Source organism: Burkholderia seminalis, assembly GCF_001718535.1.
Classification (GTDB): domain Bacteria; phylum Pseudomonadota; class Gammaproteobacteria; order Burkholderiales; family Burkholderiaceae; genus Burkholderia; species Burkholderia seminalis.
This window is the reverse complement of record NZ_CP013400.1, coordinates 2,437,975-2,453,039: the sequence shown is the minus strand read 5'-3', so window position 1 is coordinate 2,453,039 and position 15,065 is coordinate 2,437,975. Positions and strand designations below refer to the sequence as shown.

General features: G+C 66.7%; 12 protein-coding genes. 10 read left to right on the top strand and 2 right to left on the bottom strand.

Annotated features, from left to right (window positions below; all coding sequences use genetic code 11):
• Window positions 1-49 precede the first annotated feature (49 nt).
• From WJ12_RS31515 to WJ12_RS31490, 6 genes are all read left to right on the top strand, one after another.
• Complete coding sequence (locus tag WJ12_RS31515) at window positions 50-1,291, top strand: aromatic ring-hydroxylating oxygenase subunit alpha (protein ID WP_059556903.1); 1,242 nt, start codon at window positions 50-52, stop codon at window positions 1,289-1,291.
• Window positions 1,292-1,403: 112 nt separating this feature from the next.
• Entirely contained in the window at window positions 1,404-2,552 is a 1,149-nt protein-coding gene (locus WJ12_RS31510; protein WP_034186095.1) for an FAD-binding oxidoreductase, read from the top strand.
• A gap of 134 nt (window positions 2,553-2,686) precedes the next feature.
• Window positions 2,687-3,550, top strand: coding sequence for a glycine betaine ABC transporter substrate-binding protein (locus tag WJ12_RS31505; RefSeq protein WP_034186096.1), 864 nt, complete (start codon window positions 2,687-2,689; stop codon window positions 3,548-3,550).
• Between the two features lie 226 nt (window positions 3,551-3,776).
• Window positions 3,777-5,432 (top strand): APC family permease, encoded by a 1,656-nt coding sequence (locus WJ12_RS31500; protein ID WP_034186097.1) that lies wholly within the window; start codon window positions 3,777-3,779, stop codon window positions 5,430-5,432.
• A gap of 200 nt (window positions 5,433-5,632) precedes the next feature.
• Window positions 5,633-6,244 (top strand): TetR/AcrR family transcriptional regulator, encoded by a 612-nt coding sequence (locus WJ12_RS31495; RefSeq protein ID WP_059556902.1) that lies wholly within the window; start codon window positions 5,633-5,635, stop codon window positions 6,242-6,244.
• A gap of 166 nt (window positions 6,245-6,410) precedes the next feature.
• Complete coding sequence (locus tag WJ12_RS31490) at window positions 6,411-7,403, top strand: DMT family transporter (protein WP_059556901.1); 993 nt, start codon at window positions 6,411-6,413, stop codon at window positions 7,401-7,403.
• A gap of 33 nt (window positions 7,404-7,436) precedes the next feature.
• On the opposite strand, the gene purU is transcribed toward WJ12_RS31490, so the two are convergent.
• Together purU and WJ12_RS31480 are read right to left on the bottom strand one after the other, a co-directional pair.
• Window positions 7,437-8,321 carry a formyltetrahydrofolate deformylase gene (gene purU, locus WJ12_RS31485; protein ID WP_034186100.1) on the bottom strand — a complete coding sequence of 295 codons (885 nt, stop codon included), beginning with the start codon at window positions 8,319-8,321 and terminating at the stop codon, window positions 7,437-7,439.
• Window positions 8,322-8,490: 169 nt separating this feature from the next.
• Window positions 8,491-9,396: a choline sulfate utilization transcriptional regulator gene (locus WJ12_RS31480; RefSeq protein ID WP_034186101.1), complete on the bottom strand. Its 906-nt coding sequence runs from the start codon at window positions 9,394-9,396 to the stop codon at window positions 8,491-8,493.
• A 239-nt stretch (window positions 9,397-9,635) separates the two neighbouring features.
• On the opposite strand from WJ12_RS31480, the gene betC reads away from it, so the two are divergent.
• From betC to WJ12_RS31460, 4 genes are all read left to right on the top strand, one after another.
• Entirely contained in the window at window positions 9,636-11,171 is a 1,536-nt protein-coding gene (gene betC, locus WJ12_RS31475) for a choline-sulfatase (RefSeq protein ID WP_059556900.1), read from the top strand.
• Between the two features lie 45 nt (window positions 11,172-11,216).
• Complete coding sequence (choX, locus tag WJ12_RS31470; protein WP_034186214.1) at window positions 11,217-12,182, top strand: choline ABC transporter substrate-binding protein; 966 nt, start codon at window positions 11,217-11,219, stop codon at window positions 12,180-12,182.
• 258 nt (window positions 12,183-12,440) lie between these two features.
• A complete protein-coding gene (locus WJ12_RS31465; RefSeq protein ID WP_034186103.1) occupies window positions 12,441-13,580 on the top strand; it encodes a porin in 1,140 nt (379 codons plus the stop codon).
• Between the two features lie 230 nt (window positions 13,581-13,810).
• A complete protein-coding gene (locus tag WJ12_RS31460) occupies window positions 13,811-15,061 on the top strand; it encodes an MFS transporter (RefSeq protein WP_034186104.1) in 1,251 nt (416 codons plus the stop codon).
• The last annotated feature ends 4 nt before the right edge of the window (window positions 15,062-15,065 follow it).

The window sequence follows — 15,065 nt, the reverse complement described above, 5'->3', positions numbered from 1 at the left end:
TGATGCCTGTCGGCAAGAACCCAGGGATGCAAGGAATCCGGAGCAAACGATGAAAGTATCGGCAGACATTCGTGCACTGATCGAGCGGCGCAAGGAAGGGCACAGCCTCGAGGCGCCGTTCTACACGAGCGAGGACATCTTCGCGCTCGACATGGAGGCGATTTTCCGCCAGCACTGGATCCAGGTGGCGGTCGAACCGGACATTCCCGAGCCGGGCGACTACGTGACGGTCCAATTGGGGAGCGATTCGATCCTGATCGTGCGCGACGACGACATGGCGATCCGCGCGTTCCACAACGTGTGCCGTCACCGCGGCGCGCGCCTGTGCAACGAGGACAAGGGTTCGGTCGGCAACATCGTGTGCCCGTACCACAGCTGGACCTACAACCTGACGGGCCAGCTGATGTTCGCCGAGCACATGGGCGAGAAGTTCGACCGCTGCAAGCACAGCCTGAAGTCGGTGCACGTCGAGAACCTCGCGGGCCTGATCTTCATCTGCCTCGCCGACGAGCCGCCGGTCGACTTCGCGCAGATGCGCGCCGAGATGGAGCCGTACCTGCTGCCGCACGATCTGCCGAGCACGAAGATCGCCGCGCAGATCGACATCATCGAGGAAGGCAACTGGAAGCTCACGATGGAGAACAACCGCGAGTGCTATCACTGCGTCGCGAACCATCCGGAGCTGACGATCTCGCTGTACGAATACGGCTTCGGCTACCAGCGTTCCGACGCGAACGCGGAAGGCATGGACGCATTCGCCGAAACGTGCGTGCGGCGCGGCAAGGAGTGGGCCGAGATGGGCCTGCCGTCCGCCGAAATCGAGAAGCTGCTCGACGTGACGGGTTTCCGCACGCAGCGCCTGCCGCTCGACCGCAGTGGCGAATCGCAGACGCTCGACGCGAAGGTCGCGTCGAAGAAGCTGCTCGGCGGCTTCGACAAGCCCGACCTCGGCGGCCTGTCGTTCTGGACGCAGCCGAACTCGTGGCACCACTTCATGAGCGATCACATCGTGACGTTCTCGGTGATCCCGCTGTCGGCCGGCAAGACGCTCGTGCGCACGAAGTGGCTCGTGCACAAGGACGCGAAGGAAGGCATCGACTACGACGTGAAGAACCTGACGGCCGTGTGGAACGCGACCAACGACCAGGATCGCGCGCTCGTCGAGTTCTCGCAGCGCGGCGCGAACAGCAGCGCGTACGAGCCGGGCCCGTATTCGCCGTACACGGAAGGTCTCGTCGAAAAATTCTCGGCATGGTACATCGGCCGGCTCGCCGAAAAAACCGGCGAATAGGTCATAGCAGCGGACAAGCGGAGCAACTGATGAAACGATCCCCACGCTCACTGCGTTCCCTGCCCCCCACGGGGGCGGTCAGCCTCCTTGGGGCGGCCCTGCGGAGGCTGACATGATGCGAGACGCGGCCAATTTCGAGCCGACGGACAGCCGGGTCGCGCGCCCGGCGTTCTGGAACGGCCTGCCCGAGCGCTGGACGAGCGACGTCGAGGAAACGCTGGTGTGCTGCCACGTGCGGCAGGAAACGCACGACGTGAAGAGCTTCTTCTTCCGTTCGCCGCAGGGCCGCACGTTCTCGTTCGAGCCCGGGCAGTTCCTCACGCTCGAGCTCGACATCGACGGCGAAACGATCAACCGCTGCTACACGATCTCGTCGTCGCCGGCGCGACCGCACACGGTGTCGATCACGGTGAAGCGCGTGCCGGGCGGCAAGGTGTCGAACTGGCTGCACGACAACCTGCAGCCCGGCGCCTCGGTGCGCGTGCTCGGCCCGGCCGGCGAGTTCACGTGCGCCCGGCATCCGGCGCGCAAGTACCTGTTCCTGTCGGCCGGCTCGGGCGTCACGCCGCTGATGTCGATGAGCCGCGCGCACCACGATCTCGCGGAAGATCGCGACATCCTGTTCGTGCACAGTGCGCGCACGCCGGACGACATCATCTTCGCGCGCGAGCTGGACCTGATCGCGTCGAACCATGCGAACTTCCGCACGTCGTTCGTCGTCGAGCGCGTGGGCGCGCGCACGAACTGGCCGGGTGTCACGGGCTTCCTGACGCTGCCGCTGCTGAAGCTGATCGCACCGGACTTCATGGAGCGCGAGATCTTCACGTGCGGTCCCGCGCCGTACATGAAGGCCGTGCGCGACCTGCTCGACGAAGCCGGTTTCGATCGCAAGCAGTATCACGAGGAAAGCTTCTCGTTCGAGACGCTCGCGCAGACCGCGAGCGACGAGTTGCTCGCCGATCTCGTACCGCCGGCCGAAGGCGGCGACACCGACACGAAGCAGTACACCGTCAGCTTCGCGAAGAGCAACCGCGAGATTTCGTGCGGCTCGGAGCAGCACGTGCTCGACGCGGCGCGCCAGTCGGGCGTGCGGCTGCCGGCCTCGTGCACGCAGGGCATGTGCGGCACCTGCAAGGTGAAGCTCGTGTCGGGGCAAGTCGAAATGAAGCACAACGGCGGCATCCGCCAGCGCGAGATCGACCAGGGGATGGTGCTGCTGTGCTGCAGCAAGCCGCTGTCGGATCTCGTGATCGACAAGTAGTCGCGATGTGTCGGCGCTTGTCCGGACACGTCGCGTCCGGACAAGCATCCGTCGGAAAACAACGATACCGCGGATTTGTGGTTGAAGAACCTAGAGAGACAACGCGCACGGTGCGCTTATCAAGGAGATCGACCATGAAACTGTTCGGAAAACTGTTGTGGACCGGCGCACTGTCGGCGATGGTGGCGCTGAGCACGTCGGCACTCGCCGATACGAAGCCGACGCTGAAGATCGGCTACGTCGAAGGCTGGGACGACAGCGTCGCGACGTCCAACGTCGCGGCTCGCGTCATCGAGAAGAAGCTCGGCTATGAGGTGAAGCTCGTGCCGGTCGCGGCCGGGATCATGTGGCAGGGTGTCGCGCGCGGCGACCTCGATGCGACGCTGTCCGCGTGGCTGCCGGTCACGCACGGCTCCTACTGGGATGAATACAAGGCCAAGGTCGTCGACCTCGGCGCGAATTTTCCCGATGCGAAGATCGGCCTGATCGTGCCCGCGTACGTGAAGGCGAAGAGCATCGACGACCTGAATGCGGAGAAGGCCAGCTTCGGCGGCCGGATCGTCGGCATCGATGCGGGCGCCGGCGTGATGCGCAAGACCGACGACGCGATCAAGAGCTACGGGCTGAACTACACGCTGATGCCGAGTTCGGGCAGCGCGATGACGGCCGAGCTGTCGCGTTCGGTCGGTGCGAGCAAGCCGGTCATCGTGACGGGCTGGGCGCCGCACTGGATGTTCGCGAAGTGGAAGCTGCGCTTCCTCGAGGATCCGAAGAAGGTGTTCGGCGGTGCCGAGCACGTCGACAGCGTCGTGAATCCGGGGCTCGAAGCCAAGGCCAAGCCGGTCGTCGCGTTCCTGAAGAAATTCCAGTGGAAGCCGGGTGAAATCGACAGCGTGATGCTGGCGATCCAGAACGGCTCGAAGCCGGAAGCGGCCGCGGACGCGTGGATTGCCGCGCATCCGGACCGCGTGAATGCGTGGACGGAAGGCGCGCAGTAAGCGTCACCCAATACGTCGTACGAATCATCATAAAAACATGCCGGGAATGGTTTGCAGGAATCCGAAATAATCGAGATGCCATGCGGCCATATCCCGGAATTCTTTTTCGGATTCTGCAAAAAAGCCCGTAAATTGTTACACTACGGCGCTTGTGCAAAATCATCACAGCTTGCATCGAACCAGAGTAAGCGCTAAAGCGCCAACTCCGATCGAGAGGAGGAATTGGATGAGTCAGGCAGGACTGCGTGCGAATCGCACCAGTGACGTTGAGGCAACCATCTCACATGATTCGACGGGCCACACGCTGCATCGTGGCCTGACCTGGAAAGACGCATTTTGGGTGACGAGCGGCGTGCCGGCAGGCGTGCTGTTCACGATCGGCGGCGTATGCGCGACGATCGGCCAGCCCGCGTGGGCGATCTGGATCGCCGCGATCACGATGGGGCTGATTCAAAGCGCGACTTATGCGGAAATCTCGGGGCTATTTCCTCATAAATCGGGCGGCGCGTCCGTATATGGCGCGATCGGATGGGTCCGTTACAGCAAGCTGATTGCCCCGGTTTCCGTGTGGTGCAACTGGCTCGCGTGGTCGCCGATGCTTGCGCTCGGCTGCGGCCTCGCGGCGAGCTATGCGCTCACGAGTCTCTTTCCCGCCAACGCGGCGGTGCTGCAATGGCAGCTCAAGATCGCGGATCTCGGTTTCATCAAGCCGGGTTTGTCCCTGCGGATCAATGCGACGTTCATCATCGCGACGATCCTGCTTCTCATCACGTTCAAGCTTCAGCACAGCGGCGCATCGAAGGCGGCACGCACGCAGCGCATCCTCGGCATCGCGTCGCTCACGCCGCTGCTGATCGTCGGCATCGTGCCGTTCGTCACCGGCGACGTGCCGATGTCGAACCTGCTTCCGCTGCTGCCGCTCGGTCACGACGCGCAAGGCAACCTCACGACCGCGACGTTCGGTTCGTGGAACGGGCAGGGCGTCACGATGGCGCTCGGCGCGATGTTCATGGCCGGCTGGGCGTCGTATGGTTTCGAGACGGCCGTCTGCTACACGCGTGAATTCCGCGATCCGCGCCGCGATACCGCGAAGGCGATCTTCTGGTCGGGCGCGCTGTGCCTCGTCGTGATGACGCTCGTGCCGATGGCGTTCCAGGGCGCGCTCGGCACGCAGGCGATGCTCGATCCGTCAATCGGCGACGGCACGGGTGTCGCGGCCGCGATGGCGAAGATCGTCGGCGGCGGTGCGTGGGTCGCGAATGCGGTCGTCGTGATGCTGATGCTGTCGATCCTGCTGATCGTGATGACGTCGATGATGGGCTCGTCGCGCACGCTGTACCAGGCATCGGTCGACGGCTGGCTGCCGAAGTACCTGTCGCACGTGAACGAGCACGGCTCGCCCACCCGCGCGATGTGGACGGACCTCGGCTTCAACCTCGTGTTGCTGATGATGTCGGACTACATGACGGTGCTGTCGATCTCGAACGTCTGCTACATGCTGTTCGTATTCCTGAATCTCCAGTCGGGCTGGATCCACCGGATGGATCGCGGCAACTGGGATCGGCCGTTCCGCTGCCCGACCTGGCTGCTCGTCGCAGGCTCGATCTGCGGCTACGCGAACCTCGTCTACGTCGGCGCGGGTGCGAACCTGCAGGGCGAAGGCACGTTGCGCAACGGACTGATCGCGATGCTGCTGATCGTGCCGGTCTTCCTGTATCGCCACTACTGGCAGGATCGCGGCCGCTTCCCCGAGCAGATGCAGCGCGACATGGAGCTCGAAGTGCCGAAGCGCGCGATGTGGCTGAACCTGATGCCGTATGCCGCGCTGATCGGCGCGGGGCTGACGATCTGGCTGTCGTATTACCTCGCATGGGTGAAGTGACGCGTCAGGCCGTGTAACGGCGCACATCACCCGGAAACCGCATACGGCGGTGCGATCTCGCCGCCCGCAACGAAGCCCGACCGGCTGCAACCGGCCGGGCTTTCGTCATTCAGGGCCGGCGGCATGGCCGGCGTGCACGGCGCCCGTCCGCGAGCGACGACGCTTGATTTTGAGAATGATCGGTTCTAATATCCTGACTCATGAGTCCAACTTCTCCCGGCTCCCGTGACAGGGGGCGCCCACGCGAATTCGACACCGACGAGGCGATCGACGCCGCGGCGCGTGTGTTCTGGGCGCAGGGATATCACGCGACGTCGATCGATACGCTGTGCGAGGCGACCGGCGTGTTTCGCGGCAGTCTGTACCGGACATTCGGCGACAAGCACGGGCTGCTGGTCGCCGCGTTCGACCGTTATGCGGAAGGCGCGATCGCGCGGCTCAAGGAGCGTCTCGCGGCGGACTTGCCGCCGCGTCAGGCCCTCAGGGAAGCGCTGCTGTACTACACGGAAATCGGTGTGCGGCTGTCGGAGCGCCGCGGCTGCCTCATCACGAATTCGGCCGTCGAGTTGCTACCCGGCGACGACGTGTTGCGACCGTACATCGAATCGACGCTGCTGCGCATCGGCACGCAACTCAGCCTTGCGGTCGCACGCGGCCAGCAATCGGGCGATTTCGACCGGAACCTCGATCCGGAAGAGGTTGGCCGGTTCCTGCTGTGCCTGATCCAGGGCATGCGCGTGCTGGGCAAATCGAGTGCGTCGGAGGCGGAACTGGCTTCGATCGTCGAAATCGCGATGCGGGCGCTGACCTGATTTTTTTGATTATTTTGAGAACGATCAGTTTCAAATTGTGCGTGTTCCACGGACGGCAGTCGAAACCTTGACGGGCAAGCCGATTCGAAAAAGCAGCTGAAAAAACGCCGCCGCTGCGCGCAGCCGCACCGGCCTCATTGTTCAATTAATTTGGGAATGATCGGTCATGAATGGCGCAAATAACGCAGTGCCGGCCGCGGGCGCGTACGGGAAGGGGATCGCGGCATGTGTCGGTGCGACGATCCTGATGGGCGTGATGTTTCCGGTGATGACCGACGCGTTGCGACACATCGATCCATTCACGTTCACGTCGCTGCGCTACCTGATCGCGGGCAGCGCATTCCTCGTGTTGTTGCGGGTCGTCGAAGGACCCGGCGCATTCCGCGCGGCCGGCGAATCGGTGCCGCTTGCATGGCTGCTCGGCTCGATCGGCTTTTGCGGGTTCGGGTCGTTCGTGTTCCTGGGCCAGCAGCTGGCCGGCGACGAAGGCGCGCTGACCGCATCGGTCATGATGGCGACCCAGCCGATGATGGGGCTGCTGCTCAACGCGCTGGTGCGGCGCGTCCCGCCCGCGCCGGTGTCGGTGCTGTTCGTGGTGCTGTCCTTCACCGGCGTGGTGCTCGTCGTCACGCGCGGCGACGTGGTGGCCGCGCTGCACGAACCGCAGCACTATGCGGCCAATGCGCTGATCGTCGTCGGTGCGTTGTGCTGGGTCGTCTATACGTTCGGCGCGGCGCGTTTCTCCGGCTGGTCGGCATTGAAATACACGACCTTCACGACGTGGCTCGGACTGACCACGATCGTCACGGTCAATCTGATGCTGGTCGCAACGCACCGGATCGCGGCGCCGTCATGGGCCGCCGTGCACGCGGTGCTGCCGCATCTCGCGTACATGGGGCCGGTGGCCGGCTTCGGCGCGATCCTGCTGTGGATGACGGGCAACCGGATCCTGGGGCCGATGAACGGCGTGCTGTTCATGGACGTCCTGCCCATCACCGCGTTCATCGTGTCCGCCGCCACGGGCGTGGTGCCCACTCGCGCGCAAATCGCGGGCGCCGGGTTGACCGGCGCGGCACTGATTCTCAACAACCTGTATCTGCGGCGCCGGGCGCGGCGAATCGGCACGGCGCCGGCGCGCGTGCCTTCCGCCTCGACGTGAGGCACGGGGCGAGCCGGCCGCCGTTTCGCATGCCTACGAAAACACCACCGTCCGATCGCCGTTCAGGAACACGCGCCGTTCGATGAACGCCTTCACCGCGCGCGCGAGCGTGAGGCTTTCGACGTCGCGCCCGACCGCGAGCAGTTGCTCGGGGCGCAGCGCATGATCGACGCGCTCGACGACCTGCTCGATGATCGGCCCTTCGTCGAGATCGTCGGTGACGAAGTGTGCGGTCGCGCCGATCAGCTTCACGCCGCGCGTGTGCGCCTGGTGATACGGCTTCGCGCCCTTGAAGCCGGGCAGGAACGAATGATGGATGTTGATCGCGCGGTTCGCGAGCTTCGCGCTCGTTTCCTGCGACAGCACCTGCATGTAGCGCGCGAGGATCACGAGTTCGGCGCCGCTCGATTCGAAGAAGTCGAGCCACTGCGCTTCCTGCTGCGCCTTCGTGTCGGCCGTGATCGGGAAGTGCCGGAACGGCAGCCCGTGCTGGGCGGCGAGCGGCTCGAAATCGGGGTGGTTCGACACGATGCCGACGATGTCCATCTTCAGCTCGCCCATCCGCCAGCGGAACAGCAGGTCCGCGAGGCAGTGCTCGAGCTTCGACACCATGATCAGCACCTTCGGCCGTGCGTTCACGTCATGGATCGCCCATTGCATGTCGCCCTGCGCGCCGCCGAGGCTCGCGGCGATCGGCGTGAATTCCTGGCGCAGCGCGTCGATCTGCAGCGTTTCATCCGTCGGATGAAACACGCAGCGTACGAAGAAGCGGTTGCTGAGGTCGTCGTCGAACACGTTCAGCGCATCGACGTAGCAGCGATGGCGATCGAGAAAGCCGACGACGGCGGCGACCTGGCCGGCCGCGCTCGGGCACGACAGCGTCAGGACGAATTGATCGGGGCGGTGCTCGGCGGTCATGAGACTCCTCGGTTGGCATGGGCGCACGGCCGTGCGGCGGCGCACGACGGCGCCGCACCGCGCGGGTAGCGGGAGGCTCAAGTAAATCAGGACGATTCCGGGGCGGATAGAACCAACGCGCCGTGTGGCTGGTATCGGCGCGCCAGTGCGTGCGGGCCGGCCGGGCCCGTCAGGCGCCGGCGCAGGCGTCGAGCAGCCAGCGCCGGAACACGTGGGTCGCATCCGGCTCGGGCCGCTGCGGCGGGCGCACCAGGAAGTAGCCGCGCGACGTGACGACGGGCGCGTCGACGAGCTTCACGAGCTGGCCGGACGCGACGAGCTCGTCGACGAGCGGCGACCAGCCGAGCGCGACGCCTTCGCCGAGCAGCGCCGCATGGATCACGAGCGCGTAGCTGTTGAAGGTCACGCCGCGCGCGGCGGGTGGCGGCTCGAGGCCATGCGCGTCGAACCAGCCGGACCACGACAGCCAGCGCTCGGGGCGCGTCGGCTGCACGTGCAGCAGCGGCAGTGCGAGCAGGTGGTCGGCCCGCGCGACGTCGCGGTGCGCGGCGCGGAACGCGGGCGAGCACACGGGCGTGACCGATTCCGGAAAGAGCCGTGCGGCCGTGCACGACGGCCAGTGACCGTCGCCGAACAGGACCGCGATGTCGGCGTGGTCGCGCTGCGGGTCGTAATCCTGTGACGTGACGACGCGCACGTCGACGTCCGGCATCACGCGCTTCAGGCCGGCGAGCCGCGGCATCAGCCAGTAGGTCGCGAAGCCGAAGTCGGTGACGATCGTGAGCGCGCCGTGCTCGCGGCGCGCGCGCAGCGTGGCGGTCGCGCCGCGCAGCGTGTCGAGGCTCAGCCGCACCGCTTCGTACAGGCACTGGCCGTCGGCCGTCAGCGTGACGCCGCGCGGGCTGCGCTCGAACAGCGGCACGCCCAGTTCGGCTTCGAGCTGGTACACCTGCTGGCTCACGGCCGGCTGCGTCGAGCCCAGCTCGCGCGCGGCGGCCGTGAAGCTCGCGAGCCGGGCGGCCGATTCGAACGCGCGCAGCGCCTGCATCGACGGTAACGGTTCCGGTTTCGACATAAGTCTCTCTAATGGCCCCATAAGGGCCGGACGCCTACCCGCGCGAATTCGGGCGGGCGATAGTGCATCGGACGGTGCGGCACACGCGCTTCGCGGCCGCCGGGCAATGCGTTCCGCGATTCTAGCCAGCGCGGCCCGCGTGCGCGGCGGTTTCTGCGGGCTGTCTCCGTCATGCCGGACGTCCCGCCGCCGGAGCGGCGCGCCGCTCCGTTCGAACACCGCTTTCCCCACGACCGCTCATGACGAACCCGACACCCAACATCCTGATCCTGATGGCCGACCAGTTGACGCCGTTCGCGCTGCCGGCCTACGGCAACCGCGTCGCACGCACGCCGACGCTCGACCGGCTCGCCGCGCAAGGCGTGGTGTTCGACGCCGCCTACTGCGCGAGCCCGCTGTGTGCACCGTCGCGGTTCTCGCTGCTGACCGGCAAGCTGCCGTCGGGGATCGGCGCCTACGATAACGCCGCCGAGTTGCCGGCGCAAACGCTGACGTTCGCGCACTACCTGCGCGCGGGCGGCTACCGGACGATGCTGTCCGGCAAGATGCATTTCTGCGGGCCCGACCAGTTGCACGGCTTCGAGGAACGGCTCACGACCGACATCTATCCGGCCGATTTCGGCTGGGTGCCCGACTGGGACCAGCCGGGCGAGCGGCCGAGCTGGTATCACAACATGAGCTCGGTGCTGGAGGCGGGCCCGTGCGTGCGCACGAACCAGCTCGATTTCGACGACGAAGTCACGTTCGCCGCGAAGCAGAAGCTCTACGACGTCGCGCGCGAGCGCGCGGCCGGGCACGATGCGCGGCCGTTCTGCATGGTCGTGTCGCTGACCCATCCGCACGACCCGTACGCGATCACGCGCGAATACTGGGATCTGTACCGCGACGACGAGATCGACATGCCGGCCGTGCGGCTCGATGCGGCGGAAAGCGATCCGCATTCGCAGCGGCTGCGCGTCGTCTGCGAGAACGATCGCACGCCGCCCACCGACGCGCAGATCCGCGCCGCGCGCCATGCGTACTACGGCGCGACGTCCTATGTCGACGCGCAGTTCGGCAGCGTGCTGGCCGCGCTGGAGCAGTGCGGTTTCGCCGACGACACGATCGTGATCGTCACGTCCGACCATGGCGACATGCTCGGCGAGCGCGGGCTCTGGTACAAGATGACGTTCTTCGAGGGCGGCTGCCGCGTTCCGTTGATCGTCCATGCGCCGGGCCGCTTCGGCGCCGCGCGCGTGCGCGGGCCCGTGTCGCATCTCGACCTGCTGCCGACGCTCGTCGACCTGGCCGGCGCCGCGCCCGCCGGCGGCTGGCCCGACCCGGTCGACGGCGCGAGCCTCGTGCCGCACCTGCACGGCACGCCCGCGCACGATGTCGCGCTCGGCGAATACCTCGCGGAAGGCGCGCTCGCGCCGGTCGTGATGATCCGGCGCGGCGACTGGAAGTACGTGCATTGCCCGCTCGATCCCGACCAGCTCTACAACCTGTCGGACGACCCGCGCGAGCTGACGAACCTGGCCGGCGTGCCCGAGGCCGCCGACGTGCTCGCCGCGTTCCGCGCGGAAGCCGCGGGGCGCTGGAACCTGCCCGAGCTCGACCGGCAGGTGCGCGCGAGCCAGCGGCGCCGGCGCTTCCATTACGCGGCGACGACGCAGGGCCGCATCCAGGCGTGGGACTGGCAGCCGTTCACCGACGCGAGCCAGCGTTACATGCGCAATCACATCGAACTCGACACGCTCGAGGCGATGGCGCGTTTTCCGCGGGTCGGGCGCTGAGCGTCCCGCCTCGCGAACATGAACGAACGACGGAGGAAGCGGACGATGAAACGGCAATGCAATGCAGCAATCCGGATCGGCGCGGCGCTCGCCGCGGCCGCGTGCCTGGTGACGACGCAGGGCGCACGGGCGGCCGACCCTCGGACGTGCGGCGACGTGAAGATGGCGGCGCCCGGCTGGACCGACATCGACGCGACGAACGCGATGGCGGGTGTCGTGCTGAAGGCGCTCGGCTACCGGCAGGAGGTAGCGAACCTGTCGGTGCCGATCACGTACCAGGGGCTGAAGAAAGGGCAGGTCGACGTGTTCCTCGGCAACTGGATGCCCGCGCAGGCGCCGCTCGTGAAGCCGTTCGTCGACGACAAGTCGATCGACGTGCTGCACGCGAACCTGAGCGGCGCGAAGTTCACGCTCGCGGTGCCCGACTACGTGGCGGCCGCCGGCGTGCATACGTTCGCCGATCTCGCGCGTCATGCGGACCGCTTCGGCGGCAAGATCTACGGGATCGAGCCCGGCGCGCCCGCGAACCAGAACATCAAGCGGATGCTCACCGACCACGCGCTCGGCCCGTCGAACTGGTCGCTCGTCGAATCGAGCGAGACCGGCATGCTCACGCAGGTCGAGCGGGCGGTGCGCGACAAGCGCTGGATCGTGTTCCTGGCCTGGGAGCCGCATCTGATGAACACGAAGTTCCATCTGACCTATCTGTCCGGCGGCGATGCGTACTTCGGCCCGAACTACGGCGGTGCGACGGTCAACACGGTCACGCGTGCCGGGTTCGCCGGCCAGTGCGCGAACCTCGCACGCCTGTTCCGGCAGATGACGTTCTCCGTCGACGTCGAGAACCGGATGATCGCCGACATGCTCGACAACAAGACGTCGCCCGCGCTCGCGGCGCAGCATGCGCTGAAGGCCGACCCGGCGCTGGTCGCCGGCTGGCTGGACGGCGTGACGACGGCGGCCGGCGCACCGGGCCTGCCGGCGGTGCGCGCGGCCCTCGACGGCCGCTGATTCCCTCCCGCCGGGCGGCCGTTTTCGCCGTGCCGCCCGTCTACGTGTTTTCCCGACCGGTCGCATCGTGACCATTTAGTGTCGCCTTCAGACGGGTGGCGAGAAATATGGGTTTGTATTTTTCGCCAATGGCTGCGTTATTGCGGAAAACGAAATGCCGAAGCCAGCTGGCGGTCTGAATTCGAATCCGCCGGCGCATCGCGGCACGCGCCGGGACGAGATTCTATCCATCGAACGGTTCAGGGAGGGTGGTCGACAATGAAGCACACGAAAGTTGCCGTAGCCGCCGCGCTTGCATGCGCGGCCTGCATTCCCGCCATCGGGCACGCGCAGAGCAGCGTGACGCTGTACGGGATTCTCGACGCGGGCATCACGTACGTGAACAACACGGGCGGCTCGCACGTCGTCAAGTTCGACGACGGCGTCGCGTACGGGAACCGCTTCGGGCTGAAGGGCACCGAAGACCTGGGCGGCGGCCTGAAAGCCGTGTTCACGCTCGAGAGCGGCTTCCGCCTCGGCAACGGTCAACTCGGCTTCGGCGGCGCCGAATTCGGCCGGCAGGCGTATGTCGGCCTGCAGAACGACTGGGGCACGCTGTCGTTCGGCAACCAGCTCGACATCACGAACGAACTCGTGTCGATCTACAACATCTCGGCGTGGGGCAGCGGCTATGCGATCCACCAGGGCGACTTCGACCGCTTCAACGGCGACCGCCTGCCGAACTCGGTGAAGTTCCTGTCGAACGACCTCAACGGCTTCAAGGTCGGCGCGATGTACTCGTTCGGCAACGTCGCGGGCAACTTCCATCGCAACAGCGCATGGAGCGCGGGCGCGAGCTTCACGAAGGGCGACTTCTCGATCGGCGCCGCGTACACGCGCCTGAACAACCCGAACGGTATCTACGCGTTCGACCCGTACGCGATGATCGGCACGCACACGTTCCTCGGCCAGCAGACCGTCACCGTCGACCCGGCGACCGGCGCGCGCACCGACCTGTTCGCGAACACGCCGATGGACGTCGACAGCCAGGGCACGTTCGGCATCGGCTCGAGCTACACGATCGGCAAGCTGACGCTCGACGCCAACTTCTCGTACACGACGATCAAGGGCTTCGGCCAGTCGTCGCACATGCAGGTGTATGAAGGCGGCGGCCTGTACCAGTTCACGCCGGCGCTCAGCCTGATCGCGGGCTACCAGCACACGCGCTTCGAAGGCCATCACTGGAACCAGGGCACGGCGGGCCTGCATTACCTGCTGTCGAAGCGCACCGACGTGTATATCTCCGGCGACTACCTGCGCGCGTCGCAGGGCGTCGATGCGGTGGTCGGCTACAGCTTCACGCCGTCGACGACGCAGACGCAGGCCGACGTGCGGATCGGGATGCGGCATTCGTTCTGAGCGGGGTGGGGCAGGGCAGCGACGTCTTCAGCGAGATCTCTCTTTGGCGCGAACCGAGGTTCGCGCTTTTTTTTTTCGTGGTGCGATTCGATGCGGCGTCGCGCGGCGCATGCCGGCCGCGCCTGCCTCGGCCGGGCGTGCGGCAGGGTTTCGGCGGTTGAAGCTATCATCGCGGTTTGGCCGCATCGCGTATCGGCGATCGCCGGCCTTCCTTCGATGACGTCTCGCCGATGACCGCCCCGTTACCCGACTCCAGTTCGCCGTCTCCGTTACCCGCCAACCTGTTCCGCCACGCACCGTTCCAGCGTTTCTGGGGCACGCGCGTGATGTCTTCGCTGGCTTTCCAGATCCTGTCGGTTGCGATCGGCTGGTATGTCTACGCGCTCACGCACAGCGCGTTCGCGCTCGGCCTCGTCGGGCTCGCGCAGTTCGTGCCGATGTTCGCGCTGACGCTCGTCGTCGGGCAGGTGGCCGATCGCTACGACCGCCGGCGCATCGCGACGATCTGCCAGGGTGTCGAGGCGCTGGCCGCCGGCGTGTTCCTGCTCGGCGCCGTGCAAGGGTGGCTGGCCGCGCCGGCCGTGTATGCGCTCGCGGCGATCGTCGGCACGGCGCGCGCGTTCGAGTCGCCGTCGGTGTCGTCGCTGCTGCCGGCCGTCGTGCCGCGCACCGACCTGCCACGCGCGACCGCGCTGTCGACGTCCGCGAACCAGGCCGCGCAGATCCTCGGGCCCGCGTTCGGGGGGCTCCTCTATGGCGTCGGTGCGCCCGTCGCGTTCGGGACGAGCGTCGCCGCATTCGCGATCGCTGCCATGCTGAGCAGCACGATTCCGTTGCGCGGCGCGCCGCCTGCCCGCGAGCCGGTCACGCTGCGCTCGGTGTTCTCGGGGATCGCGTTCATCCGGCGCGAGCCGGCGATCCTCGGCGCGCTGTCGCTCGACCTGTTCGCGGTGCTGTTCGGCGGCGCGACCGCGCTGCTGCCGATCTACGCGCGCGACATCCTGCAGGTCGGCCCGTGGGGGCTCGGCGCGCTGCGCGCGGCGCCGGCGGTCGGTGCGCTCGCGGGCACGCTGTGGCTCACGCGCTTTCCGCTGAAAGGGCGGCCGGGCCGCGCGATGTTCGGCGGCGTGATCGCGTTCGGCATCGCGACGATCGTGTTCGGGTTGTCGCGGCACTTCGCGCTGTCGCTCGTCGCGCTGGCCGCGCTCGGCGCGTCGGACGTGATCAGCGTCGTCGTGCGCCTGTCGCTCGTGCAGTTGCGCACGCCCGACGACATGCTCGGTCGCGTGAGCGCGGTCAACGCGCTGTTCATCGGCACGTCGAACCAGCTCGGCGAATTCGAATCGGGCGTGACGGCCGCGTGGTGGGGCGCGCCGACGGCGATCGTCGTCGGCGGCGCGGCGACGATCGCGGTTGCGCTCACGTGGATGCGGCTGTTCCCGCAGCTCACGAACATGAAATCGCTCGAGCGCGACGCGTGACGGG